Source organism: Nonomuraea indica (assembly GCF_002850745.1).
GTDB classification, from domain to species: Bacteria; Actinomycetota; Actinomycetes; order Streptosporangiales; family Streptosporangiaceae; genus Nonomuraea; species Nonomuraea indica.
This window is the reverse complement of the sequence record NZ_KZ559472.1, coordinates 304139-329408: the sequence shown is the minus strand read 5'-3', so window position 1 is coordinate 329408 and position 25270 is coordinate 304139. Positions and strand designations below refer to the sequence as shown.

The following is a 25270-nucleotide window of genomic DNA, read 5'->3' as shown; positions in this document are numbered from 1 at the left end:
CCGCTCGATACAGTGGGCTCCCGTGCTGTACGGGAGAGCCACGGAGACCGCCGCGATCGGCGACCTGCTGTCCTCGGCCGCCTCGGGAGCCGGCGGCGCCCTGGTGCTGCGCGGCGAGGCGGGCGTCGGCAAGTCGGCCCTGCTCGACCTGGCCGCCGCCACCGCCGGTCGACCCGATCCGCCGGGCAGGGGCATGCGGGTGCTGCGCGCGAGCGGCGTGGAGCCCGAGGCCGACCTGGCGTTCGCGGCGCTGCACCAGCTGCTGCAGCCGGTGACCGGCCTGCTCGACGCGCTGCCCGGCCCGCAGCGCGACGCCGTCGCGGGCGCGCTCGGGCTGGCCGCGCCGACCTCCGACCGTTTCCTGGTGTCGGCCGGGGTGCTGTCGCTGCTGACCGAGGCGGCGGTGCCCGGCGGGCTGGCGTGCCTGGTGGACGACGTGCAGTGGCTCGACCGGGCCTCGGCGGACACGCTGCTGTTCGCGGCCCGGCGGCTGCGCGCCGAGGGCATCGCGCTGCTGCTGGCCGTACGGGGAGACACGCCGCTGAAGGGGCTGCCCGAGCTGCGCGTGGGCGGGCTGGACGCGGGCAGCGCCGGCGACCTGCTCGCCTCCCGGGCGGCGGTCGCGCCGGCGGTACGGGCGCACCTCGCCGCCCTGTCCGGCGGCAACCCGCTCATCCTCCGCGAGACGACGGCACGGCTGACGCCCGACCAGCTCTCGGGCCGCGCCCCGCTGCCCGACCCCCTGCCCGGAGGCGAGCAGCTCTTCGGCGACCAGGTGTCGTCCCTCAGCGAGCCGGCCCGGCTGGTGCTGCTCGTGGCCTCCCTGGACGCCGACCTCGCCACCGTCCTGCGCGCCGCCGCCACCCTCACCGGCGCGACCCCGGGCACGCGTACGGCACCGGCCGCACCCGCGGCGGCGGTCCAGGCCGCGCCCTCCGGCGGTCCCGCGGGCGTGGCGGTGCTCGGCGACGGGGTGACCGGGTGGGTGGCGGAGGCGCTGCGGGAGGCGGAGACGGCCGGGCTGGTGTCCGTGGAGGGCGCGACGGTTCGGTTCCGGCATCCGCTGGTCCGGTCGGCCGTGCACGGGGTGGCCGGCTCGGTGCGGTCGAGGCAGGCGCACGCCGCCCTGGCCACGCTGGTCGAGGGCGACCGGCGGGCCTGGCATCTCGCCGCCGCGAGCCTCGCCCCGGACGAGGCGGTGGCCGCCGCGCTCGCCGCCTCCGCCGTGCGGGCGCGGGCGCGCGGCGGGTACGGCGACGCCGCCACCGCCCTGGCGCGCGCCGCCGAGCTCACGCCCGAGCCGGCCCTGCGCGCCGAACGGCTCAAGGACGCCGCCACGGCGGCCTGGCTCGCCGGTCGCCCCGGCCTGGCGCAGACCCACCTGGCGGAGGCCCGCGACCTGGCCGGCCGGCTCACGGGACCCCCTCGTGACGCCGCCGGGCCGGCATCCCCGGCGGACGCCCCCGCGCCGCCGGGCGCCTCTGGCCACGAGTCCGCCCGGGAGCCCGTGACGGGCGGGCGGCTGCTCGCGGAGCTCGCCCAGCTGCGGGGCAGGTTCGAGCTCATCTCCGGCGACGCCGCCGAGGCCCTGCGGATCCTGAGCCGCGGCGACACGCTGGAGATGCTGGCCGACGCCTCCGAGGCGGCCAGCTACGTGGGCGACGTGCCCGCCATCGTCGAGCTGGGCCGCCGGGCGCTGGCCCACCCCAGAGGATTCCTGCGCGACGCGATCGCGGGCATCGGGGCCGTCCTCGGCGGCGACCCCGGCGGGGCGGAGCTGCTGCGGGCCGCGCTCGACCGCGCCGGGGAGCTGACCGAGGCGGCCGAGTTCCTGTGGGCGTCGGCCGCCGCCAGCTACCTGGGCGAGGCCGACCTGTCGGCGGAGCTGACCGGCCGGGCGGGCGGCGTGGCGCGGATGTCGGGCATGGTGGGCCAGCTTCCCGTCGTGCTGGAGTTCGTCTCGGCGGCCGAACGCTTCCAGGGCAGGCTCGCCGAGAGCGCCGCGATCGCCGAGGAGGGGCTGGCGCTGGCCCGCGAGGCCGGCTACACCAACTCCGTCGGCGCCCACCTGGCCAACCTCGCCGTGGTGGCGGCGCTGCGCGGCGAGGAGGAGGCGTGCCGCCGTCACGCGGACGAGGCGCTGGCCATCGCGATCCCGCACCGGGCGGGGCTGCGCGTGGGCGTGGCGATGTACGCGCTGGCCATGCTGGACCTGGGCCTGGGAAGGTTCGCGGCGGCGCACGACCGGTTCACCGCGATCACGACCGCCGGCCCGGGGGCCGGGCATCCCACCGTGGTGTGGCGTTCGACGCCCGACCGGGTGGAGGCGGCCGTGGCGGCGGGAGAGCTCGACGCGGCGCGCGAGGCCGTGTCGTGGCTGGAACGGTGGTCGGCGAACGCGGCCACGGCCGAGTCACGGGCGCTGCTCGCCCGCTGCCGCGCCCTGGTGGGCGGCGACGACGAGCTGTTCGAGGAGGCGTTGCGCCTGCACGGCGAGCCGTTCGAGGGGGCGCGCACCGCCCTGCTGTACGGGGAGCGGCTGCGCCGCACCCAGCGGCCGGGGCAGGCGCGGCCGCATCTGCGGGCGGCGATGGAGGCGTTCCAGCGGCTCGGCGCGGAGCCGTGGGCGCGTCGGGCGCACGGCGAGCTGCGGGCGGCGGGCGAGTCGGCGGCCCGGCCGGACGCCGGCGTCCTGGCCGCGCTGACCCCGCAGGAGCTGCGCATCGCCCGGCTGGTGGCGGGCGGCGCGTCGAGCAAGGAGGTGGCGGCCCAGCTCTTCCTCAGCCCGCGGACCGTCGAGTACCACCTGTACAAGATCTATCCGAAGCTCGGCATCACCTCCCGTACCGAGCTGGCCCGGCTGCTGTGACAGCCCAGTAGGACGGGCCCAGTAGGACTACGGAAGGCGTACGGGACCCCGCACGCCAGAGTGGAGACATGCAAACGAACCTGATCGACATCGACGGCGTCCAGCTCTACACCGAGGAGTTCGGCGACCCGGCCCACCCGCCCGTCCTGCTGGTGATGGGCTCCATGACGCAGGGCATCCTGTGGCCCGACGAGTTCGTCGGCCGGCTGGCCGCCGGGGGTCGCAGGGTGATCCGCTACGACCACCGCGACACCGGCCGGTCGTCCGTGTTCGACTTCGAGCGGCAGCCGTACACGTGGGAGGACATCAAGGACGACGTGCTGCGGGTCCTCGACGCGTACGGCCTCGACAGCGCCCACCTGGTGTGCCACTCGGCGGGCGGGCTGCTCGGCCAGCTCATCGCGGTGGAGCGGCCCGAGCGGGTGCGCACCCTCACCGTGATCGGCTCGTCGCCGCTCGGCGGGCACGAAGGCGCGGTGCTCATGCGGGCGCTCATGGGAGAGCCCCAGCCGGAGGGCAGCCTGCCGCCGCCCACGCCGGAGTTCGTGGCCCACTACCGGAAGGTGATCGCCAGCCCGCCGCCGTCCGGTCGCCGGGAACAGATCGAGCGGATGATCGAGGAGGCGCGGGTCCTGCACGGCACCGCCCTGCCGTTCGACGAGGACGCCGAGCGGCAGCTGCAGGAGCGCGTGTACGAGCGGGCCCGCGACCTGTCGGCGCTGGCCAACCACCGGCTCGCCTACGCCGCCAAGCCGGACTTCGAGCCGGAGGGGGTGCTGCACCGGGTGAAGGCCCCCACCCTGGTCGTCGAGGGCACGCACGAGCCGGCCAAGCCCGGCCACAGCGCGATCATCGCGGAGCTGATCCCTGGCGCCGAGCTGCGCATGATCGAGGGGATGGGGCACATGATCCCGCCCCAGGCGTACGAGGAGCTGGCCCAGGCCGTCCTCGCCCACACGGCCCGTTGAGCCGGTGAGCGGGGCCGTCAGAGCGCGAACATCGACGACAGAGCGGCGAGCGCGTCCACGACCTGCCGGGAGTCGGGCGTGCTCGCCGGGTCGAGCAGCCACTGCAGCAGCAGCCCGTCGGAGACGGCGATCAGCACCGACACCAGTGCCTCGGGCTGGATCGGCGGCTCGATGCCCAGCTCGGCGCAGGCCCGCCTGACCATGTCGACGCCGGCCTCGCGTGCCCGCGCGTACTCCGCCGCCATCCTCTCGCGCAGCGCGCTCTCACGGAGGGCGGCCGGGTAACCCTCGACGCAGACGACGAGCTCGGGCCGCAGCTCCTCGAACACGTCCACCAGCGCCACCATGGCCCGCTCCAGCATCTCCCTCGGCGTGCCCGGGGCCGGGCTGAAGATCGTCTCCTCGACCCGGCGGGTCCACGCCTCGAAACAGGCGGCGATGGCCTCGTTCAGCAGCGCGTCCTTGCCGCCGAAGTGGTAGCCGATGGAGGCCAGGTTGGTGCCCGACGCCGCCACCAGGTCGCGTGCCGTCGTGCGGGCGTAGCCCTTCTCCTGCAGGCACGCCACTGCTCCGGCGAGCAGCCTGTCGCGATAGCCGCCTTGCGTTGTTCGTGACACGGAACCATGCTACAGATGTATACGAGCGTATATGACGTACGTATATATCAATCCGACTGGAGGCACAGCATGCTCCCTCCCGGACCGAGGCTGCCCGCGGTCGCGCAGCTGGCATGGTTCACGCGCGACCCGATCGGCTTCCTCACCACATGTCACCGCAGGTACGGGCCGGTCTTCACGGTGCGGTTCGCCGGCTTCCCGCCCGAGGTGTACGTGGCCACCGGCGACCTGGCCGACCAGGTCTACCGCACCGATCAGGGCGGCGGTAAGGCCGGCCAGGCCCGGCGCGACTTCCTGGAGCCCCTGGTCGGCGTCCACTCGGTGCTGACCCTCGACGGCGACCCGTGGTGGCAGCACCGCAAGCTGCTCAACCCGCCGCTACGGGCCCGCCAGGTGGCGGGTTACCACGACGAGATCACCGGGATAGCCGCCGAGCGCATCGCCACCTGGCCGCTCGGGCGGCCGTTCACCCTGCGCGAGCGCATGCAGGAGATCACCCTCGACGTGATCCTGCGGCTGGTCTTCGGCATCCGCGACGCCGAACGGCTCGACCGGCTGCGGGTTCTGCTGCAGCGCCTGATGGAGCAGGGCTCCACCATGTCCGTCGCGATGACGCCGCCCCGGCTGCGCGACAGGATGGCGCGCGTGCCGTTCACGCCCTACGCGCGCTTCCTCAGGGTGCGTTCGGCCGTGGACGCGATCCTCTTCGACGAGATCGCCCGCCGCCGCGCCGAGCCCGGCGGCACCGACGTGCTGGCCCGGCTCCTGGAGACCGGGCTGGGCGACCAGGAGATCCGCGACGAACTCGTCACGATGCTGCTCGCCGGGCACGAGACGACCGCCACCGGCCTGTCATGGGCCTTCGAACGGCTGCTGCGCACGCCGGACGTGCTCGACCGGCTGCCCGACGACGAGCCCTACCTCGACGCCGTGGTCAAGGAGGTGCTGCGGCTGCGGCCGGTCGTGTACGAGGCGCCGAGACTGCTCGACACCCCGCTGCGCCTCGGCGCGTACGAGGTGCCCGCCGGATGGTACGCAGGACCCAGCATCCCGCTCGTGCACCACGACCCTGCGGTGTTCGCCGAGCCGGAGGAGTTCAGGCCCGAGCGCTTCCTGGACGGCGGGCCCCACAGGTCGTGGATGCCGTTCGGCGGCGGCCGACGCTTCTGCGTCGGCGCGCAGCTGGCCCTCCTGGAGATGCGTGTGATCATCCGCGAGGTGTTGCGCCGCCTGGAGCTCTCCGTGACGGATCAGGCCCCGGAGACCAGGCGGCTCACCGGCGTGACGCTGTCGCCCGCGAAGCGGGCCCGCGTCATCGCGCAGGCTCGGACTCCTGCTCGGACGACGTAGCGGGGTGCATGTCGTCGCGTCGCGAGTCCGCCCCGAGCTCCTCGCGGAGCCGGTCATAGTCAATGGTGTGGCTGGTGTACTTCAGCTGGCGAGCGACCTTCGTCTGCTTCGCCTTGGCTCTTCCTCGGCCCATGGCTACTCCCTCAGTCCCCGCTGTCATCCTAGCCAACAACGTTACGACTTGAAGAATTATGCAACTGCACTGGATTAGTCTGTCACTATGCACGTGGAGGTCTACCAGGCCAAGGCCGACTTCTTCCGCACACTCGGCCACCCCGCTCGCATCCGAGTGCTGGAGCTCCTGCAGGAAGGCCCGCTTCCCGTCCGGGATCTCCTGGCCCAGATCGACATCGAGGCGTCCAGCCTCTCCCAGCAGCTCGCGGTCCTGCGCCGAGCCGGGATCGTGACCGCCATCCGCGAGGGCAGCACCGTCGTCTACACGCTGGCCACGCCGGAGCTGACGCAGTTGCTCGGCACCGCCCGGCGCATCCTCACCGACATGCTCTCCGACCAGGGAGAGCTGCTGGCGGAGCTACGCGCGGAGGTCACCTAGCGCCGGTTCGGTTAGGCTCGGCCCCATGGTCTCCGAGCTGTTCGATCCCAAGGCGTGGCAGCAAGTCGACGGGTTCGACTTCACCGACATCACCTACCACCGGGCGGTCGACCAGGGCACGGTCCGCATCGCGTTCGACCGCCCCGAGGTGCGCAACGCCTTCCGGCCGCAGACCGTCGACGAGCTCTACCGGGCGCTCGACCACGCCCGCCAGACCACCGACGTGGGGTGCGTGCTGCTCACCGGCAACGGACCGTCGCCGAAGGACGGCGGCTGGGCGTTCTGCTCCGGCGGCGACCAGCGCATCAGGGGCAAGGACGGCTACCAGTACGCCGACGGCACCCCGTCCACCGGCCGGCTGCACATCCTGGAGGTGCAGCGGCTGATCAGGTTCATGCCGAAGGTGGTCATCTGCGTGGTGCCCGGCTGGGCGGCGGGAGGCGGACACAGCCTGCACGTGGTGGCCGATCTGACGCTCGCCAGCGAGGAGCACGCCCGCTTCAAGCAGACCGACGCCGACGTGGCCAGCTTCGACGGCGGTTTCGGCTCGGCCTACCTCGCCCGGCAGGTCGGCCAGAAGTTCGCCCGTGAGATCTTCTTCCTCGGCGACACCTACACGGCCGCCGACGCCCACCGCATGGGCATGGTCAACGCCGTGGTGCCGCACGCCGAGCTGGAGGCGACGGCCCTGGAATGGGCTCGCAAGATAAACGGGAAGTCGCCGACGGCGCAGCGGATGCTGAAGTTCGCGTTCAACATGATCGACGACGGGCTCGTGGGGCAGCAGGTGTTCGCCGGGGAGGCGACGCGGCTGGCGTACATGACCGACGAGGCCGCCGAGGGCCGCGACTCGTTCCTGGAGAAGCGGGCCCCCGACTGGTCGCCGTTCCCCTGGCACTACTGACGAGGCCGAGGCGCGCACGACGGCGTCGGACCACCCACCGGGGGTCACGGCGACCGGCGGAGACGCCCACCCGCGATCGAACGGCCCGCCCCCGGCAGGCGCCCCGCGCCGGCTCTGGGGCTAACGCTGCCGGCACCGGACCCCGTGCCCGCGCCGGGACTGACGCTCCCGAGACCGCGTCAGGTCAGGACGCTCCCGGTGCCGGACCGCCGTGCCGGCACCGGAGTGGACGCTTCCGCCCGCCTGACCCCCGTGACGGCGCCGGGATGCCCCTCCCGAGGCCGGCCCGGTGACCGCGTCGGGGTAGGACGCTCCCGGCACCGGACCGGCGGGCGGCCCGGCCGGACCGGCCGCCAGGACGCGTCGGCGACCCCGCGAACGGCCGGAGACGACCCCCGCGAACGCACGAGCACGGTCTACGCGAACGGCCGAAGAGGACCCCCGTGAACGCACGAGGACCGTCTGCCCGAACGGCCGGAGACGACCCCCGCGAACGGACGGGGACGGGGCCGCCGGATCGGCGTAGAGTGGGGGAATAGGGCGACAGGGGTTGTGGTTCTGGCCTACAAGTTTAACTTTCAACTAGGCCAAGGAGTCGTCATGGAAATCGCCTTCATGGTCGCCATGGGCGCTCTCATCGGCAGCGTCCTGACGATCGCGGTCGTGGTGCTGGTGCTGGCCGGCATCAGGGGCAGCGAATGGCCGGTGCTGCGGCGCAGGCGGACCGTCTACCGCGGCTTCCACCCGCGCTGACCCGCCGTCAGCCGACAACAAGGACGATCTTGCCCCGGCCGTGGCCGGTCTCGATCTCCCGGTGCGCGTCGGCCGCCTGCTCCAACCGGTACGTCCTGCGGACGGGGAACTTCAGCCGTCCCTCGGCGTACAGGGCGGCGTAGCGGCCGAGGCGCTCAGCCGTCCGTGTACCCCGCACGACCTGGACTCCCAGCTCCGCCGCCTTGCCGTGCTCGACCAGCGTGACGATGCGGTCGCGGTCCTTGACCAGCTCCAGCGAGACGTCCAGCGCCGCGCCGCCCGCGCCGTCGAGCGCCGCGTGCACGCCTCCGGGCGCGAGGGCCCGCACCCGGTCGGCCAGCCCGTCGCCGTACACCACGGGCACCGCGCCCAGCTCGCGCAGATGCTCGTGGTTCTCCTCCCGGGCGGTGCCGATCACCACGGCCCCACGGCTGCGGGCGATCTGCACCGCCGCCGTGCCCACCGCGCCCGCCGCCCCGTGCACGAGCAGCGTGTCGCCCGCGCTCACGGCCAGCCCGTCGAGCGCCAGCTCGGCCGTCTGCACCGCGGCCGTCAGCGCGCCCGCCACCTCCCAGGGAACACGCGCCGGCTTGGGCGTCACGTCCCCCGCGGGCACCACGATGTACTCGGCATAACTGTTGAGCAGCGAGAAGCCGAGCACCTCCTGTCCCAGGGACACTCCGGTGACGTCCTCGCCCACCTGGTCCACCACGCCCGCGAACTCGTTGCCCGGGATGCGCGGCAGGTCGCCCGTCACGCCGGGCGGCGTCCATCCCGCCCGCACCGCCGCGTCGAAGGGCTGCACTCCGGCCGCCCGGACCCGCACCCGCACCTCGCCCGGCCCGGCCACCGGTGCCGGCAGCTCCATCACCTGCAGGACCTCCGGCCCGCCGAAGGTCCGGAAGGCCGCGGCTCTCATCATGCTTTCGCTCATGAAAAGAGCGTTCACCCTCAACTAAGGTTGAGGTCAACCCCATTCGCGATGTTTCACGTAAAACATTGCGGGCGCGGCCGGACGGCCGGGGGTTCCGCGCGGCCTGGCACTGTCCGTGGTGACGTTCACGGCGCTGACGTGGGCGATCGGCGCTGCCGTTCTTCGTCAGGAAGCACGCCGGCCAGGAGTCACCGGTCTGGGCGCGCCGCCACGAGGTCGCACTCCGACAGGGCTCGCGCCACCGACTCCGCGCCGGCGGGCAGCAGCGGCAGCCGGACGTCCGGCGTCGGGATCAGGCCACGCGCGTGCAGCACGCCCTTGACCACCGCGGGGTTCGGCTCGGCGAACAGCGTGGCCGAGAGCCGCGCCAGCCGGTGCCCCAGGTCCCTGGCCCGTACGGTGTCACCCGCCCGCCAGGCGGCGACCAGCTCGGCGAACCGGTCGGTGGCCAGGTGCGCCGAGGCGAGGATGGCGCCCGCGGCGCCCAGCGCGAGCAGCGGCGAGACGACCACGTCGTCGCCGCCCAGCACGTCGAAGTCGGCCGGCGGGTCGCCGAGCAGGTCCACGGCGTCCTGGTCGATGCCGCCGGCCGCGTACTTCACGCCGGCGATGCGCGGATGCCGCCCGAGGTGGCGCAGCGTCTCGGCACTCACCTGCTGCCCGGTGCGGTAGGGGATGTGGTAGATCACCAGCGGCACCGGCGTCTCGGCTGCCAGCGCCTCGAAGTACGCCACCACGCCACGTTCGCCCGGCCGCAGGAAGTAGGGCACGGTCACCAGGGCCGCCGCGACCCCGTCCGGCAGCCCGCGCAGCGCCTCCAGCACCGAACGCGGCTCGTTGCCGGTGACGCCGACCGTCAGCGGCACGCCCCGCTCCCGGCAGACCCGCGCGCACACCTCGACCACCCCGGCCCGCTCGGCGGCGGACAGCGCCGCGACCTCTCCCGTGGTGCCGAGCGCGACCAGCCCGGCGGCCCCCTGGTCGAGCAGGTGCCCGGCGAGCTTCTCGACCGCGTCGAGCGCCACCTCACCGGCCGGGTCGAACGGGGTGACGAGCGGTACGTGGATTCCGTTCAGCATGCTTCGAGCCTGAGGCCGGCACACCCGTAAGGTCCAGCGCCAATTTCTGTGGTCGAGATTAAGCTGGACTGATGCTCGACCCTCGCAAGCTCAGCCTCCTGCGCGAGCTGGACCGGCGCGGCACGATCGCCGCCGTCGCCGAGGCCGTCACCTTCACCCCGTCCGCGGTGTCCCAGCAGCTCAGCGCGCTCGAACGGGAGGCGGGCGTGCCCCTGCTCGAACGCACGGGCCGGACCGTCACGCTGACACCCGCCGGCCGGCTCCTGGTCGAACACGCGCAGGCGGTCCTCGCCGAGCTCGACCGGGCCGCGGCGGCGCTCGCCGCGGTACGCGGGGCGCCGGCGGGGCCGCTGCGACTGGGCGCCTTCCCCACGGCGGCGCGGGTGCTGGTGCCGGCCGCCCTCGCGGAGCTGGGGCGGGCCCATCCCGCGCTGGAGCCGATGGTCCACGAGATCGACCCCGCCGACGTGTCCGGCGCGCTGCGGGCGGGCGAGCTGGACGTCGCCCTGGTCCACGAGTACGACTTCGTGCCGCCGGTGACGGACGCCTCGCTGGCCACCGAGCCGCTGTTCGCGGAGCCCATGTACCTCACCGGCCGCAGGACGCTCGGCGACGCCCGCCACGACCCGTGGATCATGAGCATGCCGGGGACCCTGTGCCACACCATGGCGGTGCGCGCCTGCCAGGCGGCGGGCTTCGAGCCTCGGGTACGCCATCACGTCGACGACTTCGACACCGTGCTGGCGTTCGCCGCCGCCGGGCAGGGGGTGGCGCTGGTGCCGCGCCTGGCGGCCCTCGCACCGCCGCCCGGGGTGACGCTCACGGAGCTGGCACTCAGCCGCCGCACGCTGGCGGCCTTCCGCAGCGGGCACGAGGGGCACCCGGCGATCAGGGCGGCCGTCGCCGCCTTCCGCACCGCCCTGTCCGGGCTCCCCCTCACCCCACCGGCCGCGTCACCCGCCCCGCCGCCCACCCACCCGTGACGTCCCGCGACGGCACCACCCACCAGCCGGTCACGACGCCCGACCCGGCCCGGCCGTGACCTCCCGGCCCAGCCGCTCACGACCTCCGTCCAGCCGCCCATAACCTCCAGCCCAGCCGCTCACGACTCCGTTCAGCCGGTCGTGACCTCGCCGGTCACGGCCCGCAGCGCCGCTTCCGCGCTGTGCTGCGCGGCGTTGTACTCGCCTGCGGTCACCGCGACCACCAGCTCGCGTTCGGGCTCCAGGTAGATCCGCTGCCCGCCGTTGCCGTGCGCCGCGATCCACCGGCGCGGCCCGTCGCCGATGTACCACTGGTAGCCGTACGACGTGTCGTCGCCTATCCGGACCCGGGGCCGGGTCATCTCCGCCACCCACTCCCGCGGCACGATCCCGCCTCCTCCGTCGAGCACCAGCGTGCCCAGCGCCGCCAGCCCGCGCGGCGTCAGCCGCAGCCCGGCCGCGGCCATCTCCACCCCGTCGTCGCCCGTCGTCCACTCGAACGCGGAGATGCCGGCGGGTCCGAACAGCCTCTCCCGGGCGTACTCGGCCAGCGGCCGGCCCACCCCCTTGGCGATCAACCGGCCGAGCAGCGCCGCCGCGCCCCCGCAGTAGACCCATCGCAGCCCCGGCTCCGTCACCACCGGCCGCTCCAGCACGTAGCGGTGCCGGTCGGGCGCGGTCTCCATGGCGATCTCGCTGTTCTCGGTGCTGGTGTAGGGCGCCGTCTCGTCCCACGCGAGCCCCAGGGTCATGGTCAGCGCGTGCTCGACCATGATCTCCGCCCGCGCCGGATCGGCCGCCAGATCCGGATACTCCGGGAAGCACGGCAGCAGCCTCTCCCGGGGCGCGGGCACGGCTCCCTCGGCCAGCGCGATGCCGTACAGCAGGGCCACCACGCTCTTGGTCACCGACCGGACGTCGTGCAGCGTGTCCGCGTCGAACACCACGTGCCCGAGGGACCGGTTCAGCCGGAAGTCCTCCCCCGCCCCGTATCTCTCCAGCTCCACCCGCCCGCTCCTGAGGACGACGAGCCCGTGCAGGCCGGGCGCCCCTCCGTCGCTGAGCAGCCCGTCGATCCGCGCGGCGATCCCCATGTCTCCTCCTCCAGTCGGCAACCCCCGTAGAACTAGCACCTGCCACGGTGTCGGGGTCAACAGGTACGTCGCCGACCTGCCGCTGGACATGCGCCGGGGAACCGGTGACCTGCTCGCCGCCTGGCGGTGGCAACCTCGCACACGGTCATTGACGACAAGGAGTCGGCATTTGTTGGAATGAATGGAAGAAATGCCCGACACGAGCCCCGAAGTGTGCTCATACTGGAGGCAGCTGGCCCAACAGGAGCGCCTCATGCGGAAGACACCCCCACGCATGACGCCGGAGGAAGGGCTGCCGTCGAGCCAGTTCCTGCAACTCGCAGCAGTCGACTTCACCGGCATCTACGCCGTCCACCTCGCCGCCAAGGACGAGCGTCTGAAGATGACCAGGCTCGCGATGAGCCTGCTCGCCGGACCGTTCCTGGCCACCATCGCGCTCACCAGCGCCAAGGTGGTGGACCCGGAGCACCTGGCCGCCTGGCACACCGTGCCGTGGTACCTGTTCGCGCTGGTGGCCGCGTTCGGGCTGCTCAGCGTGTTGCCGTTCCTCCGGCTGATCGAGGCGGTCAACGCCTGCGCCAGGACCGCGCGGGCGATCAACAACTTCCGGCTGCTGTACGCCACCCAGCTCAAGGACGAGCTGTCCTGGTCGCCCAACCTGCCGGTGGACCCGCGTTTCCCCGAGACCTACGCGCCGCTCGCCTGGCCGGGGATCAACGTCATGGTGCTGGCGGTCGTCAACTCCGCCTACCTGACCGTCGGCGTCACCGGCCTGAGCGGCCAGGAGCCCAACGCCCCGCTGCTGCTGACCGGCGTCCTGCTGGTCGCGCTCGTGCACTACTCCGTCTACTACGTGCGCTGCAACGTGACCAGGCGCCGCAGGCTGCCGCACAACCCCTACCAGTTCCCGAACGTGGAGACATGAATGACCGGCCCGGAGGTGTGGGCGTCATGTGGGGAGGCGTGGATCCATCTGATGCGCCATGTGTGGACGACCGGCGCGCTCGGCGACGACGACCGCGGCCCGGTCATGGAGGGGCCGCCCGTGCTGTTCGAGATGACCGAGGTCAGCCGGGACGACCCCATCATCGGCAGGTACGGCGACGCCGACCGGCTCGCGCTCTACTGCCGCAAGTTCACCCAGGACACGGTCGTGCCGCCGTTCAAGTACAGCTACGGAGCCCGGATCAAGGGGCAGCTCCGGTGGGCTGCCGACCTGCTCCGGGCCAAGCCGTACAGCAAGAGCGCGTGGATCTCCCTGACCACGCCGGGCGAGCCGTACGACGCGGTGCCGTGCCTGAGCGGGCTGGCGTTCCGGCTGCGTGACGGCACGCTGGTCATGACGGCGGTGTTCCGCTCGCAGAACGTGTTCACCAGCTACCTGAACTACGTGCCGCTGGCCGACGTCCAGGCGGGGATGGCGCACCGGCTGGGGGTGGCGCCCGGGCCGATGCGGGTCTTCGTGGACGTGCCCCACCTCTACCTGTCCGACAGCACCCAGGTGCTGCGCGTCATGCGACCTTGTCTGCCGAGGCTGCTGTGAGCGGGGTGGCGATGTCCTCCAGGCTCTTCTGCTCCGCCTTGACGCCGAGGAACAGCTCCACGATCCCACCGGCGATCATGACGACGGCGCCGATCGAGAACGCCAGGGCCGTGTCGCCGGGCACCCCGGTCGAGACGAGTTCGGCGAAGATCAGCGGACCGGCGATGCCGCCCGCCGCGGTGCCGACGGCGAAGAAGAAGGCGATGGCCATCGCCCGCGTCTCCATCGGGAAGATCTCGCTCACCGTCAGGTAGGCGGAGCTGGCCCCGGCCGAGGCGACGAAGAGCACCGCGCACCAGCAGGCGGTCAGCGTGACGGCGGTCAGCATGCCCTGGTCGAACAGCCAGGCGGTGCCGAGCAGCAGCGCACCGGACCCGATGTAGGTGGCCGAGATCATCGGCACCCGGCCGACGGTGTCGAACAGCCTGCCCAGCAGCAACGGGCCGAGGAAGTTGCCGATCGCGATGACGGCGAAGTAGTAGCCGGTGTGCGTGTCGATGCCGTAGAAGGTCGACAGGATCTGCGCGTACCCGAAGGTGATGGCGTTGTAGAGGAACGCCTGCCCCATGAACAGCGAGAGCCCGAGCACGGTGCGCCTGGGGTAGAGCGCCACCATCGTGTGCGCGATCCGGACGAAGCCGATGGACCTGCGCTGGTGGATGGTCACCGAGCTCTTCGGCTCCGGCAGGTCGCCGCCGATCTCGCGTTCGATGTCGGTGACGAGCTGCTCGGCCTCCCTGTCGCGCCCGTGGATGAACATCCAGCGCGGGCTCTCCGGCACGTGCCTGCGGACCAGCAGGATGGCGACGCCCAGCACCACGCCGAGCCCGAAGGCGATGCGCCAGCCGAGGAAGACCGGCAGGTCGTTGAGCAGCGGCACGGTCAGCAGCGCGCCGCCCGCCGCGCCGAGCCAGTAGCTGCCGTTGATGATGATGTCGATCCGCCCCCGGTGCCTGCTGGGGATCAGCTCGTCGATCGCCGAGTTGATGGCCGCGTACTCGCCGCCGATGCCGAAGCCGGTGAGGAACCTGAACAGGAAGAACCACCAGGCGTCGAACGCCAACGCCGTCATCAGGGTCGCGAACAGGTAGACGACCAGGGTGACGAGGAACAGCTTCTTGCGCCCGAACCTGTCCGTCAGCCAGCCGAAGAACAGCGCCCCCGAGCAGGCCCCCGCCACGTAGAGGGCGGCGGCCAGACCGGCCACCTGTTCCTGCGTGATGTCCAGGCCGCTGCCCGGCTTGGCCAGCTGGGCCGAGAGGTTTCCCACGATCGTGACTTCGAGCCCGTCGAGGATCCAGACGGTCCCGAGCCCGATCACGATCATCCAGTGCCAGCGGGACCACGGCAGCCGGTCCAGCCGGGCGGGCACCTTGGTGGTGATGGTGCCGGTCTCCACGTCGCTCATGAGCGCAACGAGGTACCCGGGCCGCGACCGCCAAACGTTCTCAGCCCGTGACCGGCTTCTTTCCCTCCAGCATCGACATGTTCGCCCACGGTCCGCCGTACCAGTAGCGCCAGCCGAGATCGCGCCTGCGCACGTCCGCCATGCCGAGGTCGCGCAGGATGTCCTCGTAGGCGACCGTGTGCCACAGGTCGGCGACGAGGATCAGCCCGCCGGGACGCAGCACCCGGTACGCCTCGCGGACGGCCCGCGCCCGCTCCTCGGCGCGGTGCAGGTGGTGCAGCGCCAGGCTGGAGACGACCACGTCGAAGGTCCCGTCGCCGAACGGCAGGTCGCGCATGTCCGCGGTGACCAGGTCGGCGGAGACCCCTTCGGCGGCCGCGTTGGCCCGGGTGACGCGTCCCGCGTTCCCCGACTGGTCCCTCGATCGCCACACGTCCACGCCGACCGCGCGTCCCTCGGGCAGCCGCCCGGCGGCGAGCAGCAGCACCGCGCCCCGGCCGCAGCCGAGGTCGAGCAGCCGCTCGTCCCCCTTGAGCCGGTCGAGCTCGTCCGCCCAGACGGCGAACTTGCCGCGGCGGGTCGTGTACAGGTGGCTGGCGCCGCTGGCCAGCGTGTAGAGGCCGCCGAGCAGGAAGACCACGCCGGGGGCCGGCACGTCGAAGGCGAAGGAGACCGCCGCCAGGCCCAGCAGCGCCAGGCCGCCGAGGACGAGGCCCGCCAGGGCCCAGGGCGCGTCGAACCCGTAGTTACCGCGTCGCACACTCACCACCATGACTTGCCCGGGAATTGGGGCGACACTTCCCTGACTCAATCCCAATCGACCACAAACCGTTACTAACCTGAAATGGTCGTGCTCGGAAACAGGGAGTTGACCAGGGATGACAGGCACGGAGCGTGGTTTCAACCCCGTCTCGAGCATCGCCTTGACCCTGGGCTCGGCCCTGCTGTGGGGCGTGGCCCACCTCGCCACCGACCGCCGCCGGACCGGACTCGCCCTGATGGCGGCCCACGTGCTCGTGCTCGCGGTGGTCATCACGGCCGTCACCGGGTTCGGCCCGCAGTTGCTGGCGCTGGCCGTGCAGCCGGCCTGGCTGACCGCGCTGTCGGTGGCGCTGGGGCTGGTCGCGCTCGCCTGGTCCCTGGTGATCGTCCGCTCGTTCGTCCTGGTCCGGCCGGCGCCCTCCGACACCGTGGGTCGCGCCCTGACCGCGATCGTGGCGGCCGGGCTGTGCGCGCTCGTCCTGGCGCCCACCGCGTACGCGGCCCGGATGGCGTACGTGTCGCGGGACGTGGTGCAGGCGCTGTTCACCAACTCCACGCCGGTCATGGCGCAGGACCCGTGGAACGGGGCGGACCGCATCAACTTCCTGCTGCTCGGCGGCGACTCGGCGCCGAGCCGGCCGGGGGTGCGCACCGACAGCATGACGGTGGCCAGCGTGGACACCGCGACGGGCGCCGCGGTCCTGTTCGGCCTGCCGCGCAACCTGCAGCGGGTGCCGTTGCCCACCGGCCCGGCCCGCGACCGCTTCCCGAGCGGCTTCGCCGGCGCGGGGCCCGAGACGCCGGGGCTGCTCAACGAGGTCTTCCAGTACGCCGAGGACCATCCCGAGGTGGTGCCGGGCGTGCGGCGCGGCGAGCGCGGCCCGGCCCTGCTGAAGCAGACGATCGGCGACATCCTGGGGCTCCGGGTGAGCTACTACGCGCTGGTGGACATGCGGGGCTTCGCGCAGATCATCGACGCGATGGGCGGCGTCAAGGTCACCATCAAGGAGCCGATCGTCTACGGCAGGTACCGTGAGGGCCTGCTCGCCCCCGGCACCCGCCGGCTCAGCGGCTCCGAGGCCCTCTGGTACGGCCGCTCGCGCACCGACAGCGACGACTACGTCCGCATGGGCCGGCAGAAGTGCCTGCTCAACGCCGTGGCCAAGCAGGCCGACCCGATCACCGTGATCAACAGCTTCGAGCAGCTCGCCACGGCGACGAAGCGCGCCATCTCCACCGACATCCCGCAGGACCTGCTGCCGCCGCTGGTGGACCTGGCCCACAAGGTCAAGGACGCCAGGATCAGGAGCCTGAACTTCGTGCCGCCGCTGGTCAACACCGCCTACCCCGACTGGGACCTGATCAGGGACAAGGTGGCCGAGGCGCTCGCCGACCGCCCGGAGCGCCGCACGCCGCGCAGCGCCGCGCCGGGCACCGGGGCGGCCACCGTCCCGCCCGCGCAGAAGGCCGACCAGGCCGTCGCCCTGGACGCCGCCTGCGGGTAGCGTCCGGCGGCACCGGGACGAGGGTCAGACGGTCTCGTCGAGATGGTCCGCGTAGTAGGCGACGGCCCGGCGGTAGCGGCCGACCTCCTCGGTCTCGGCCAGCACCTTGAGCAGCGTGCCGACCGCCTCGCGGGACTGCCCGGAGTTGTGGAGCGCCATCGCCATGAACGTGCGCAGCGCCTTGTCGCCGGGGAACTCGGCGAGCCCGCGCCGGAACGTCTCCAGCGCCTCGTCGTAGCGCCCCAGCACCCGGAACGTGCTGCCGAGGCCCGTGAAGGCGCCCAGCCGGTCGGCGGCGGTGAGCCCCGTGCCGGCCAGCGCCCGCTCGTAGAAGGGCACGGCCTCGGCCTCCAGGCCGAGCGCGTCGTGCACCCACGCGGTCTGGTAGGCGATCTCGGCGTCGTCGGGATGCCGCTCGGACAGGCCCAGGAGCAGGGCGCGGGCCTCCTCGCGGCTCCCCGCCTCACGCAGTCGCACGGCCTCCGCCAATTCGTCATCACGCACCGACCGAGTGTGGCATGATTGCCAGCGACCTGTTCGACAACGGTTTTCATAATCATTTGGAGCGCGTGTGAGGGTGGCGTTCGTCGGCAAGGGCGGCAGCGGCAAGACCACGATGTCGGCCCTGTTCGCGAGACACGTGGCGAGCCAGGGCGGCCGGGTGGTCGCCGTGGACGCCGACATCAACCAGCACCTCGCCCTGGTGCTCGGCGTGACCGAGCCGCCGGAGCCGCTGGGCTCCCATCTCACCGCGATCAAGGATCATCTGCGCGGTGACAACCCCCGCATCGCCTCGGCCGAGGCCATGGTCAAGACCACGCCTCCGGGCCGGGGCTCGCGCCTGCTGAGCTTCGACGACCTCGCCGCCGCCCGCATCGGCGGCCGCGAGTTCGCGGTCACCACGCCGGAGGGCGTCCGCCTCATGGCGACCGGCCCGTTCAGCGAGGACGACCTGGGCGTGGCCTGCTACCACTCCAAGGTCGGCGCGGTGGAGCTGCTGCTCAACCACCTCGTCGACGGCCCGTCCGAATACGTCGTCGTCGACATGACCGCCGGGGCCGACTCCTTCGCCTCCGGCCTGTTCACCCGCTTCGACCTGACCGTCCTCGTGGCCGAGCCCACCCGGCAGGGCGTCAGCGTCTACCGGCAGTATCTCGACTACGCCGCCGAGTTCGGCGTGCGGATCGCGGTGGTCGGCAACAAGGTGCACGACGACGCGGACGTCGGCTTCCTCCGTTCCCACGCGGGCGACGACCTGCTCACCTGGATGGAGCACTCCGCCGCCGTCCGGGCCATGGAGCAGGGCCGCCCGTTCGCCCTCGACGACCTGGAGCCCGCCAACTCCGACGCGCTGGCCGTGCTGCTCAAGGAGGTGGACGCCCAGGAGAAGGACTGGGTGCGCTTCGGCCGGCAGGCCGAGGAGTTCCACCTGCGCAACGCGCGCGCCTGGGGCAACGAGCGCACGGGTCTCGATCTGGGCGACCAGATCGACCCCGAGTTCGTCTACGGCCCGTGACCACACGAGTGTCCCCCTCCAGACACCTGGAGCGCCACGCCGGCGCCGCATAGCGTCGGTGAGATCCCCTTCGAGAGGAGACAGCATGTCGCTGACCGTTCCGAACGATCTTCTCGACCAGGCCAGGGCGGGCGAGATCGACGACGCGGCGTTCGTCGCCTGCGTCCGCGACTCCCTGCCGTACGCGTGGTCGGTGATCAGCGAGCTGGTCCAGCAGCGTGACTCCAGTGGAGCCGAGTTCGCCGACAACCACGTGCCGCCGCCGTCGGAGGAGGCGCGCGGCCAGCTCCTGCGCTGCCTGGCCAGCGACGCGATGCGCGGCGCGCTGGAACGGCACTTCGGAGTCCGGCTCGCCTTCCAGAACTGCCACCGGGTCGCCGTCTTCGACCCGGCGGCCACCGAGGCGTTGCGCGACTTCGTGACGCCGCGCGCGCAGATCCTCAACCAGCAGCCCGAGCTCGTCGACTGCTGAGCGGGCGCGGGCGGCGGCGGGCCGGGGCTCCCGGTTCACCGCCGCCCGCGCACCGCGGGCAGCACCTCGGCGCCGAGGCGGCGGACGTTCTCCAGGGTGCGCCGATGGTCGCCGGCGCCCTCGACCATGAGGATCAGGTGCCGCAGTCCGGTGGCCTCGGCGGTGGCGAGGATCGTCTCGGCGCAGTGGGCGGGCGACCCGACCGGGTGGACGCGGGTCAGGAAGTCCACGTACGCGCCGACGTCCCGGGGCGGGCGGGGCCGGCCGTCCACCGGCAGGTAGCCCGCCAGGCCCGGCTCCAGCCAGCGCGGCATCGCCTCGGTCAGCTCCCTGACGGCCTGCCGCGTGGAGTCGGCCACGAACCCGACGGCCGCCGCCACGTGCCCCACCCCGGCCCCGGCGCCCCCGGCCACCGCGCCCCCACCCGGCCCGCCCCCGCCCACCGACCGCCCGTCCCGCGCGTCCCCGTCCCGCACCCGCCCGTCCCGCCCGTGCTCGTCCCGCACCCGCCCGTCCCGCGCGTGCTCGTCCCGCACCCGCTCGTACGCGGCCACGGCCGCCGCCTTCTCGCGGTCGTCCACGTGCATGCCGAGCAGCATCGGCAGCCCGCGCCGGGCCGCCAGCGTCAGCGTCGCCTCAGAGGTGCACGCCACGACCGGCCGCATGGTGGCCGCGGGCACCATCGGCACCTCGCGGAACGCGAAGAACTCCCCGCCGGCCGACACCCGCTCCTCCGACAGAGCGCGCACCAGCACGTCCAGCGACTCCTCGAAGCCCCGCTCGAACCGCTCCAGCCCCGTGCCGAACACCTCCAGGTCCACCCACGGCCCGCCCCGCCCGACCCCCAGCGCGAACCGCCCGCCCGACAGGTGGTGCAGCATCGCGGCCTGCTCCGCCAGAGCGACCGGATGCCAGGTGGACAGCACGCTGACCGCCGTCCCGAGCCCGATCCGCGACGTCCGCCCGGCGGCCACGGCCGCGAACGTGATCGCCGACGGGCACACCCCGTACGACATGAAGTGGTGCTCGGCGATCCAGGCGTCGTCGAACCCCGCTTCCTCGGCCGCCACGACCAGCTCCACGGTGTCGGCCAGCACCCGTCCCGGATCCCGGCCCGGAAACTGGGCCGCGACCAGAAAGATCCCGATTCGCACCCACCCGATAATGACCGATTCTCCGAGGTCAGGACAGTGCTTAGTATCAGGTTGTAGAAGTGACACATGACAACCCGAACCGGTGACCACATGAAGATCAACAGCAAGGGCCAGGTGACCATCCCCGCGCCGCTGCGCGCCAAGTACAACCTCCACGAGGGCGACGAGGTGGAGGTCATCGAGGTCGGCCACGTTCTGCAGATCGTGCGGCGGGAAGACAGCCTCACTCGCGGTCAACGCCTCGTCAGGCACATGCGCGGACGGGGCAAAGGCACGATGACCACCGATGAGATCATGAAGATGATGCGCGGCGACGAGTGGGGCGAGGTTTGAGTCATGCTTCGAGCCGTCCACTCCGCAGATGAGATCACCCTGGTCGACTCGTGCGTGCTGCTCGACATCTTCACCGAAGATCCCCACTGGGCCGACTGGTCCAGCAAGGAGCTCGAACGAGCCAGCGACACGGGCCGCGTCGTCATCAATCCGATCATCTACGCCGAGGTCACTCCCCGGTTCCCGAGCATAGAAGAGCTGGAGGAGACACTGCCCCACGAGGAGTTCGGCCGTGAGAATCTGCCCTACGAGGCAGCCTTTCTGGCCGGACAGGCGTTCAACGCCTACAAGAGACGGGGTGGTCAGAAGCGGGCGCCGTTGCCCGACTTCTACATCGGCGCGCACGCGGCCATCCGGTCCTACCGTCTGCTGACCCGCGACGCCCGGCGCTTTCGCACCTACTTCCCCAAGATTCAGCTCGTCTGCCCCGACTAGCCGAACAGGCTGACCTGGCCCTCGGTCACCGAGGGATCGCGGTGCCGCTTGAGGTGCCGCCAGCGCGGCAGGTCGTCGAGGTAGGACCACGACAGGCGGTGGTGCTCGGTGGGCCCGAGCCGGGCCAGGGCCTCCTGGTGGGCCGGCGACGGATAGCCGGCGTTGTCGGCGAAGCCGTACTCCTCGTGGCCGAGCGCCGCCAGCTGGGCGTCGCGCCGCACCTTGGCCAGCACCGACGCCGCCGCCACCGAGATGCTCGCCGCGTCGCCCCTGACCTCCAGGCGTACGGGCCAGGGAGCGCCGATGTAGTCGTGGGAGCCGTCGAGGATCACCGCGTCGGGTCTGACCGGCAGGGCCTCCAGCGCCCGGCGGGCGGCGCGGCGCAGCGCCTCGGTCATGCCGACGGTGTCGATCTCGGCAGGAGTGGCCTCGCCGAAACCGATGCCGGCGGCCCACGGGAGCAGCTCGGCGGCCACGGTCTCGCGTCTGGCGGGCGTGAGCTGCTTGGAGTCGGTCAGCCCGGCGGGCGGCTCCGTCAGGTCGGTGACGACCGCGCAGACGGTCACCGGGCCAGCCCAGGCGCCGCGGCCCACCTCGTCGACGCCCGCCACGGTGCGGGTGCTGGGCTGCGCGAGCAGGAGGTGCTCGATGTCGTAGGTCGGCGGCATGGCCCCAGACGTTATCGGTCCGCGGGCCGTACCGGGCCCGGATCGCGCTCGTCAGCGGCGGGCCCCGGCCGGCGGTCGGCGAGCCGGAGCGGTTCGAGGTCGGCGGCGATGTACCGGGCGGCCACGTGGATGGCCCGCAGGGTGACCGAGACCGAGGGGCGGTGCACGCTCGAACCCCGGGCGACGGCGTGCACCTCGCGCCCCACCGGGTTGCCCGGGAACTGCCGCACCGCCACCCCGCGGACTCCCGCCGCGAGCGCCAGCGCCGGCACGGCGGCGATCCCGAGCCCCTTGGCCACCAGCGACAGGATCGTGCCCAGCCCCTCGAACTCCCACGGTTGCGGCTTGGTGCCGCCCACGTCCACCAGCAGCCGGTCCACCGCCAGCCGCGACGGCTCGCCGTCCGGCGTGGCCATCCACGGCTCGTCGCGCAGCTCGGCCAGCTCGAACGGCACGCCGGTGTCGGCCAGCCGGTGCCTGCGCGGCACCACCAGCACGAGGGGGTCGTGCAGCAGGGGGAAGACCCGCAGGTTCTCGCTGTCGCGGGCGCGGCCGTACCAGTCGTCCACGAGCGCGATGTCCACCTCGCCCGACTGCACCTCCCGCATCCCGCGTCCCGAGCGGCTCTGCCGCAGGCGGAGTGTGAGTTCGGTGTGGCGGCGCAGCGACCGGGCGAGCGCGGGCGCGAATGCGACGGCCGCTGTGGGGAAGGCGGTGACGACGACCCGCCCGGCAGGCGTGCCCCGGTGCGCCGAGAGGTCCGACTCGGCCTCCTCGACCATGGAAAGGATGCGTTCGGCGTGCAGGACCAGGCGGCGACCGGCATCGGTCAGCTCGGCGCTGCGGGCCGTCCGGTCGATGAGGGCCGTGCCGGCCTCGCGTTCGAGCGCGACGAGCTGCTGGGAGACCGCGGAGGCACTGTAGCCGAGCGATTCGGCGGTCGCGGCGATGCTGCCGCGCCGAGCGAATTCGCAGATCAACACCAAACGCCGCAAATCGAGCATCGGACTTCCTTATGCCTACCCACAAAAAGCCTCGCTTGTCCTGATGCCTTCATCCAACCACCCTGGGAACGTGACAAACATGACGGTGACGCTTTCCGCCACGCTGGCGACGAACGAGGAGATCGAGCGAAGACGACGCGCCGGGGCACGGGTGCTCCACCTGGCCTTCGGCGAGGCCGGACTACCCGTCCACCCGGCGCTGCGCGACAGGCTCGTCGCCGCGTCCGGGAACAACGGCTACGGGCCGGTCGCCGGAGCCTCCGCGCTGCGCGAGGCGGCGGCGGGCTACTGGGCCCGTCGCGGCCTGCCCACCGACCCCGACCAGGTCGTCAGCGGCCCCGGCAGCAAGTCGCTCCTGTACGGCCTGCTGCTCGCCCTCGGCGGTGACGTGGTGCTGACCGTGCCGAGCTGGGTCAGCTACGCGGCCCAGGCCGATCTGGTGGGCTCCCGCCCCATCCTGGTCCCTCCGCCGGCCGGAGAGGGCGGCGCGCCCGACCCCGACCGGCTGGCCTCGGCCGTGCTCCACGCCCGCGCCCAGGGCCGGACCGTCAGGTCCGTGGTCGTCACCCTGCCCGACAACCCCACCGGCAGGCTCGCCAGGCCCGCCACCATCGCCCGCCTGGCCGCCGTCGCCCGCGAGCTGGACCTCGTCATCATCTCCGACGAGATCTACCGCGACCTGCTGCACCACCCCGCTCCGCCGTACATCTCGCCCGCGGAGCTGGCCCCCGAGCGCACCGTCGTCACCACCGGGCTCAGCAAGAGCCTCGCGCTGGGCGGCTGGCGCATCGGCGTGGCCCGGCTGCCCGGCGGCGCAGACGAGTTGCGCGCCAGGCTGCTCGCGGTGGCCAGCGAGATCTGGTCCGCGCCCGCCGCGCCGGTGCAGGAGGCCGCGGCGTACGCCTTCACCGAACCACCCGAACTGGTCGAACGCGTCGAGCGCAGCCGCAGGCTGCACGGCACGGTCGCGCGGGCCGCCCACGCGGCCTTCACCGAGATCGGCGCCTCCGTGCTCGCCCCCCAGGGCGGCTTCTACCTCTACCCCGACCTCGGCCACCTCCGCCTCGGCGGCTCGGCCGAGATCACCCGCATCCTGCTCGACGGGCACGGCATCGGCGTCCTGCCTGGCCACGCCTTCGGCGACGACCCGTCCGCCGCCCGGGTCCGGGTCGCCGTCAGCCTCCTGTACGGCGAGACGACCGAGGAGCGGCAGGCCGCGCTCGACAGCCCCGACCCGCTGCGCCTGCCGTGGATCTCGGCCGGTCTCGACCACCTGGCGAAGGGGTTGGGAGAGCTGTCGGCGACGCGCCGGGGCGCCGCGCGTGAACTCCGCCCGGCGCTCGTGCCGACCGCGTGTCACGGTTAGGCGAAATCTTCCCCCGGCGGACCGCCGGCACCCCCCGAAACATCGCGCTGACCTGCGCGAACACCGAAGCGCCGCAAGGGCGCGAAAGTTCCCTGACGCCGCCTGGTTACAGCAGGGGCGGGCAGCCCTCATCATGTGCTCATGCCCGCTCTTGTCACCTTGTCCGGGCGCCTCGTGCGCCTGGAACCTCTCAGCCACGCGGCGATCGACGACCTCGTCGCCGCGGCGAGTGAAGACCGCTCCACGTATGCCTTCACTCGCGTCCCGAACGGTCGGGACGAGATGGTCTCCTATGTGGAGGCCGCCCTGGCTGAGCAGGCGGAGGGCCGCACGTTGCCCTTCGCCATCCGGTGGCTGGCCACCGACCGTCTGGTCGGTGCCACCCGTCTCATGCACCTGGAGTACTGGCAGGGCCCCCTGCCGTGGCCTCCGGGCTCGCTGGGTGTGGTGGGCGAGATCCCGTCCGTGGCCGACATCGGTTACACCTGGCTGGGCGCCTCGGCCCAGGGCACGGGTGTCAACCGGGAGAGCAAGTACCTGCTGCTCTCGCACGCCTTCGACACGTGGAACGTCCACCGCATCACGCTCAAGGCAGACGTACGCAACGTCCGGTCCCGGGCCGCCATCGAGGCCCTCGGCGCACACTTCGACGGGGTGCGGCGAGCGGAAAGCCGAGGCGCCGACGACACCGTCCGAGATACGGCGTTCTACTCCATCCTGCATTCGGAATGGCCCGCCGTCCGCGAACGGCTCATGCCGAGACTCGCGCCGCTGGAAGCGGCGGTCGAGGCAGCGTAGAAAACACCCGTCGAGGCCCCGCCCGGAAAATGGGCGGGGCCTCCCGTTTTCGCCGGGAACTTCGCACCTGTATTGCTGGGGCGGGCACGGTCGCCCCCGCTGACCGGGACCATGCCTGCCGACGCCTTCAGCATCCGCTCGGGTGCTCAACACGCAATTGACACCCGATCAACGCTTTGGTTAACGCAATGTCTCGCGCCTA

27 protein-coding genes are annotated in these 25270 nt (G+C 72.6%); 16 read left to right on the top strand and 11 right to left on the bottom strand.

Annotation, left to right across the window (positions count from 1 at the left end; genetic code table 11):
* Positions 1 to 22 precede the first annotated feature (22 nt).
* Together CXR44_RS20280 and CXR44_RS20275 are read left to right on the top strand one after the other, a co-directional pair.
* A complete protein-coding gene (locus tag CXR44_RS20280) occupies positions 23 to 2869 on the top strand; it encodes a helix-turn-helix transcriptional regulator (protein ID WP_101787636.1) in 2847 nt (948 codons plus the stop codon).
* A gap of 68 nt (positions 2870 to 2937) precedes the next feature.
* A complete protein-coding gene (locus CXR44_RS20275) occupies positions 2938 to 3837 on the top strand; it encodes an alpha/beta fold hydrolase (RefSeq protein WP_101787635.1) in 900 nt (299 codons plus the stop codon).
* Positions 3838 to 3854: 17 nt separating this feature from the next.
* Here CXR44_RS20275 and CXR44_RS20270 read toward each other — a convergent pair whose 3' ends face one another.
* Entirely contained in the window at positions 3855 to 4454 is a 600-nt protein-coding gene (locus CXR44_RS20270; protein ID WP_101787634.1) for a TetR/AcrR family transcriptional regulator, read from the bottom strand.
* A gap of 69 nt (positions 4455 to 4523) precedes the next feature.
* On the opposite strand from CXR44_RS20270, the gene CXR44_RS20265 reads away from it, so the two are divergent.
* Entirely contained in the window at positions 4524 to 5804 is a 1281-nt protein-coding gene (locus CXR44_RS20265) for a cytochrome P450 (protein WP_180903595.1), read from the top strand.
* Here the strand turns inward: CXR44_RS20265 and CXR44_RS20260 are convergent.
* A complete protein-coding gene (locus tag CXR44_RS20260) occupies positions 5767 to 5937 on the bottom strand; it encodes a DUF3073 domain-containing protein (protein ID WP_101787632.1) in 171 nt (56 codons plus the stop codon). The genes CXR44_RS20265 and CXR44_RS20260 overlap by 38 nt on opposite strands.
* Positions 5938 to 6024: 87 nt before the next feature.
* On the opposite strand from CXR44_RS20260, the gene CXR44_RS20255 reads away from it, so the two are divergent.
* The 3 genes from CXR44_RS20255 (at position 6025) to CXR44_RS39550 (ending at position 8014) form a co-directional block, all read left to right on the top strand.
* Positions 6025 to 6357 (top strand): ArsR/SmtB family transcription factor, encoded by a 333-nt coding sequence (locus tag CXR44_RS20255; RefSeq protein WP_101787631.1) that lies wholly within the window; start codon positions 6025 to 6027, stop codon positions 6355 to 6357.
* 25 nt (positions 6358 to 6382) lie between these two features.
* On the top strand, positions 6383 to 7261 hold the full coding sequence (locus CXR44_RS20250; RefSeq protein ID WP_101787630.1) for a 1,4-dihydroxy-2-naphthoyl-CoA synthase: 879 nt from the start codon (positions 6383 to 6385) through the stop codon (positions 7259 to 7261).
* A 600-nt stretch (positions 7262 to 7861) separates the two neighbouring features.
* A complete protein-coding gene (locus CXR44_RS39550) occupies positions 7862 to 8014 on the top strand; it encodes a hypothetical protein (RefSeq protein ID WP_180903594.1) in 153 nt (50 codons plus the stop codon).
* A gap of 7 nt (positions 8015 to 8021) precedes the next feature.
* Here CXR44_RS39550 and CXR44_RS20245 read toward each other — a convergent pair whose 3' ends face one another.
* Positions 8022 to 8933 (bottom strand): NADP-dependent oxidoreductase, encoded by a 912-nt coding sequence (locus CXR44_RS20245; protein WP_101787730.1) that lies wholly within the window; start codon positions 8931 to 8933, stop codon positions 8022 to 8024.
* 203 nt (positions 8934 to 9136) lie between these two features.
* Entirely contained in the window at positions 9137 to 10027 is an 891-nt protein-coding gene (gene dapA / locus CXR44_RS20240; protein ID WP_101787629.1) for a 4-hydroxy-tetrahydrodipicolinate synthase, read from the bottom strand.
* 71 nt (positions 10028 to 10098) lie between these two features.
* Between dapA and CXR44_RS20235 the strand changes: the two genes are divergently transcribed.
* Complete coding sequence (locus CXR44_RS20235; RefSeq protein ID WP_101787628.1) at positions 10099 to 11010, top strand: LysR family transcriptional regulator; 912 nt, start codon at positions 10099 to 10101, stop codon at positions 11008 to 11010.
* Between the two features lie 131 nt (positions 11011 to 11141).
* Here CXR44_RS20235 and CXR44_RS20230 read toward each other — a convergent pair whose 3' ends face one another.
* Complete coding sequence (locus CXR44_RS20230) at positions 11142 to 12104, bottom strand: serine hydrolase domain-containing protein (RefSeq protein ID WP_101787627.1); 963 nt, start codon at positions 12102 to 12104, stop codon at positions 11142 to 11144.
* A gap of 253 nt (positions 12105 to 12357) precedes the next feature.
* On the opposite strand from CXR44_RS20230, the gene CXR44_RS20225 reads away from it, so the two are divergent.
* Positions 12358 to 13029 (top strand): hypothetical protein, encoded by a 672-nt coding sequence (locus tag CXR44_RS20225; RefSeq protein ID WP_144070026.1) that lies wholly within the window; start codon positions 12358 to 12360, stop codon positions 13027 to 13029.
* A 51-nt stretch (positions 13030 to 13080) separates the two neighbouring features.
* A complete protein-coding gene (locus CXR44_RS20220; RefSeq protein ID WP_144070025.1) occupies positions 13081 to 13647 on the top strand; it encodes a thymidylate synthase family protein in 567 nt (188 codons plus the stop codon).
* Here the strand turns inward: CXR44_RS20220 and CXR44_RS20215 are convergent.
* Both CXR44_RS20215 and CXR44_RS20210 read right to left on the bottom strand, forming a co-directional pair.
* Complete coding sequence (locus CXR44_RS20215; protein ID WP_101787624.1) at positions 13616 to 15055, bottom strand: MFS transporter; 1440 nt, start codon at positions 15053 to 15055, stop codon at positions 13616 to 13618. The two genes, CXR44_RS20220 and CXR44_RS20215, sit on opposite strands and share 32 nt — an antisense overlap.
* 40 nt (positions 15056 to 15095) lie before the next feature.
* Complete coding sequence (locus tag CXR44_RS20210) at positions 15096 to 15815, bottom strand: class I SAM-dependent methyltransferase (protein WP_245899281.1); 720 nt, start codon at positions 15813 to 15815, stop codon at positions 15096 to 15098.
* Between the two features lie 118 nt (positions 15816 to 15933).
* On the opposite strand from CXR44_RS20210, the gene CXR44_RS20205 reads away from it, so the two are divergent.
* A complete protein-coding gene (locus tag CXR44_RS20205; protein WP_245899280.1) occupies positions 15934 to 17322 on the top strand; it encodes an LCP family glycopolymer transferase in 1389 nt (462 codons plus the stop codon).
* Between the two features lie 24 nt (positions 17323 to 17346).
* On the opposite strand, the gene CXR44_RS20200 is transcribed toward CXR44_RS20205, so the two are convergent.
* Positions 17347 to 17826, bottom strand: coding sequence for a tetratricopeptide repeat protein (locus CXR44_RS20200; protein ID WP_219601924.1), 480 nt, complete (start codon positions 17824 to 17826; stop codon positions 17347 to 17349).
* Between the two features lie 67 nt (positions 17827 to 17893).
* Here CXR44_RS20200 and CXR44_RS20195 point away from each other — a divergent pair, with 67 nt between their 5' ends.
* Positions 17894 to 18838: an ATP-binding protein gene (locus tag CXR44_RS20195; protein ID WP_101787622.1), complete on the top strand. Its 945-nt coding sequence runs from the start codon at positions 17894 to 17896 to the stop codon at positions 18836 to 18838.
* An 85-nt stretch (positions 18839 to 18923) separates the two neighbouring features.
* On the top strand, positions 18924 to 19310 hold the full coding sequence (locus CXR44_RS20190) for an SCO5389 family protein (protein WP_101787621.1): 387 nt from the start codon (positions 18924 to 18926) through the stop codon (positions 19308 to 19310).
* A gap of 35 nt (positions 19311 to 19345) precedes the next feature.
* Here the strand turns inward: CXR44_RS20190 and CXR44_RS20185 are convergent, their stop codons facing one another.
* Entirely contained in the window at positions 19346 to 20464 is a 1119-nt protein-coding gene (locus CXR44_RS20185) for an LLM class flavin-dependent oxidoreductase (RefSeq protein ID WP_101787620.1), read from the bottom strand.
* Between the two features lie 90 nt (positions 20465 to 20554).
* Here CXR44_RS20185 and CXR44_RS20180 point away from each other — a divergent pair, with 90 nt between their 5' ends.
* Both CXR44_RS20180 and CXR44_RS20175 read left to right on the top strand, forming a co-directional pair.
* Complete coding sequence (locus CXR44_RS20180) at positions 20555 to 20797, top strand: AbrB/MazE/SpoVT family DNA-binding domain-containing protein (RefSeq protein ID WP_101787619.1); 243 nt, start codon at positions 20555 to 20557, stop codon at positions 20795 to 20797.
* Positions 20798 to 20800: 3 nt separating this feature from the next.
* Positions 20801 to 21232, top strand: coding sequence for a type II toxin-antitoxin system VapC family toxin (locus CXR44_RS20175; RefSeq protein ID WP_101787618.1), 432 nt, complete (start codon positions 20801 to 20803; stop codon positions 21230 to 21232).
* Here the strand turns inward: CXR44_RS20175 and CXR44_RS20170 are convergent.
* Both CXR44_RS20170 and CXR44_RS20165 read right to left on the bottom strand, forming a co-directional pair.
* Positions 21229 to 21900: a ribonuclease HII gene (locus tag CXR44_RS20170; protein WP_101787617.1), complete on the bottom strand. Its 672-nt coding sequence runs from the start codon at positions 21898 to 21900 to the stop codon at positions 21229 to 21231. The two genes, CXR44_RS20175 and CXR44_RS20170, sit on opposite strands and share 4 nt — an antisense overlap.
* Before the next feature lie 11 nt (positions 21901 to 21911).
* A complete protein-coding gene (locus tag CXR44_RS20165; protein WP_101787616.1) occupies positions 21912 to 22904 on the bottom strand; it encodes a LysR family transcriptional regulator in 993 nt (330 codons plus the stop codon).
* A 79-nt stretch (positions 22905 to 22983) separates the two neighbouring features.
* On the opposite strand from CXR44_RS20165, the gene CXR44_RS20160 reads away from it, so the two are divergent.
* Together CXR44_RS20160 and CXR44_RS20155 are read left to right on the top strand one after the other, a co-directional pair.
* The gene (locus CXR44_RS20160) at positions 22984 to 24270 is read left to right on the top strand and encodes a pyridoxal phosphate-dependent aminotransferase (protein WP_101787615.1); all 1287 of its coding nucleotides are present in this window, start codon (positions 22984 to 22986) and stop codon (positions 24268 to 24270) included.
* A gap of 141 nt (positions 24271 to 24411) precedes the next feature.
* Positions 24412 to 25068 carry a GNAT family N-acetyltransferase gene (locus CXR44_RS20155; RefSeq protein WP_101787614.1) on the top strand — a complete coding sequence of 219 codons (657 nt, stop codon included), beginning with the start codon at positions 24412 to 24414 and terminating at the stop codon, positions 25066 to 25068.
* Positions 25069 to 25270 lie beyond the last annotated feature (202 nt).

What these genes read in the sequence shown, in the direction of transcription:
- CXR44_RS20275 (WP_101787635.1), top strand. Translation starts at nt 2,938, where the DNA reads ATGCAAACGAACCTGATCGACATCGACGGCGTCCAGCTCTACACCGAG.
- CXR44_RS20265 (WP_180903595.1), top strand. Translation starts at nt 4,524, where the DNA reads ATGCTCCCTCCCGGACCGAGGCTGCCCGCGGTCGCGCAGCTGGCATGG.
- CXR44_RS20260 (WP_101787632.1), bottom strand. Translation starts at nt 5,937, where the DNA reads ATGGGCCGAGGAAGAGCCAAGGCGAAGCAGACGAAGGTCGCTCGCCAG.
- CXR44_RS20255 (WP_101787631.1), top strand. Translation starts at nt 6,025, where the DNA reads ATGCACGTGGAGGTCTACCAGGCCAAGGCCGACTTCTTCCGCACACTC.
- CXR44_RS20250 (WP_101787630.1), top strand. Translation starts at nt 6,383, where the DNA reads ATGGTCTCCGAGCTGTTCGATCCCAAGGCGTGGCAGCAAGTCGACGGG.
- CXR44_RS39550 (WP_180903594.1), top strand. Translation starts at nt 7,862, where the DNA reads ATGGAAATCGCCTTCATGGTCGCCATGGGCGCTCTCATCGGCAGCGTC.
- CXR44_RS20245 (WP_101787730.1), bottom strand. Translation starts at nt 8,933, where the DNA reads ATGAGAGCCGCGGCCTTCCGGACCTTCGGCGGGCCGGAGGTCCTGCAG.
- dapA (WP_101787629.1), bottom strand. Translation starts at nt 10,027, where the DNA reads ATGCTGAACGGAATCCACGTACCGCTCGTCACCCCGTTCGACCCGGCC.
- CXR44_RS20235 (WP_101787628.1), top strand. Translation starts at nt 10,099, where the DNA reads ATGCTCGACCCTCGCAAGCTCAGCCTCCTGCGCGAGCTGGACCGGCGC.
- CXR44_RS20230 (WP_101787627.1), bottom strand. Translation starts at nt 12,104, where the DNA reads ATGGGGATCGCCGCGCGGATCGACGGGCTGCTCAGCGACGGAGGGGCG.
- CXR44_RS20225 (WP_144070026.1), top strand. Translation starts at nt 12,358, where the DNA reads ATGCGGAAGACACCCCCACGCATGACGCCGGAGGAAGGGCTGCCGTCG.
- CXR44_RS20220 (WP_144070025.1), top strand. Translation starts at nt 13,081, where the DNA reads ATGCGCCATGTGTGGACGACCGGCGCGCTCGGCGACGACGACCGCGGC.
- CXR44_RS20215 (WP_101787624.1), bottom strand. Translation starts at nt 15,055, where the DNA reads ATGAGCGACGTGGAGACCGGCACCATCACCACCAAGGTGCCCGCCCGG.
- CXR44_RS20205 (WP_245899280.1), top strand. Translation starts at nt 15,934, where the DNA reads ATGACAGGCACGGAGCGTGGTTTCAACCCCGTCTCGAGCATCGCCTTG.
- CXR44_RS20190 (WP_101787621.1), top strand. Translation starts at nt 18,924, where the DNA reads ATGTCGCTGACCGTTCCGAACGATCTTCTCGACCAGGCCAGGGCGGGC.
- CXR44_RS20180 (WP_101787619.1), top strand. Translation starts at nt 20,555, where the DNA reads ATGAAGATCAACAGCAAGGGCCAGGTGACCATCCCCGCGCCGCTGCGC.
- CXR44_RS20175 (WP_101787618.1), top strand. Translation starts at nt 20,801, where the DNA reads ATGCTTCGAGCCGTCCACTCCGCAGATGAGATCACCCTGGTCGACTCG.
- CXR44_RS20170 (WP_101787617.1), bottom strand. Translation starts at nt 21,900, where the DNA reads ATGCCGCCGACCTACGACATCGAGCACCTCCTGCTCGCGCAGCCCAGC.
- CXR44_RS20165 (WP_101787616.1), bottom strand. Translation starts at nt 22,904, where the DNA reads ATGCTCGATTTGCGGCGTTTGGTGTTGATCTGCGAATTCGCTCGGCGC.
- CXR44_RS20160 (WP_101787615.1), top strand. Translation starts at nt 22,984, where the DNA reads ATGACGGTGACGCTTTCCGCCACGCTGGCGACGAACGAGGAGATCGAG.
- CXR44_RS20155 (WP_101787614.1), top strand. Translation starts at nt 24,412, where the DNA reads ATGCCCGCTCTTGTCACCTTGTCCGGGCGCCTCGTGCGCCTGGAACCT.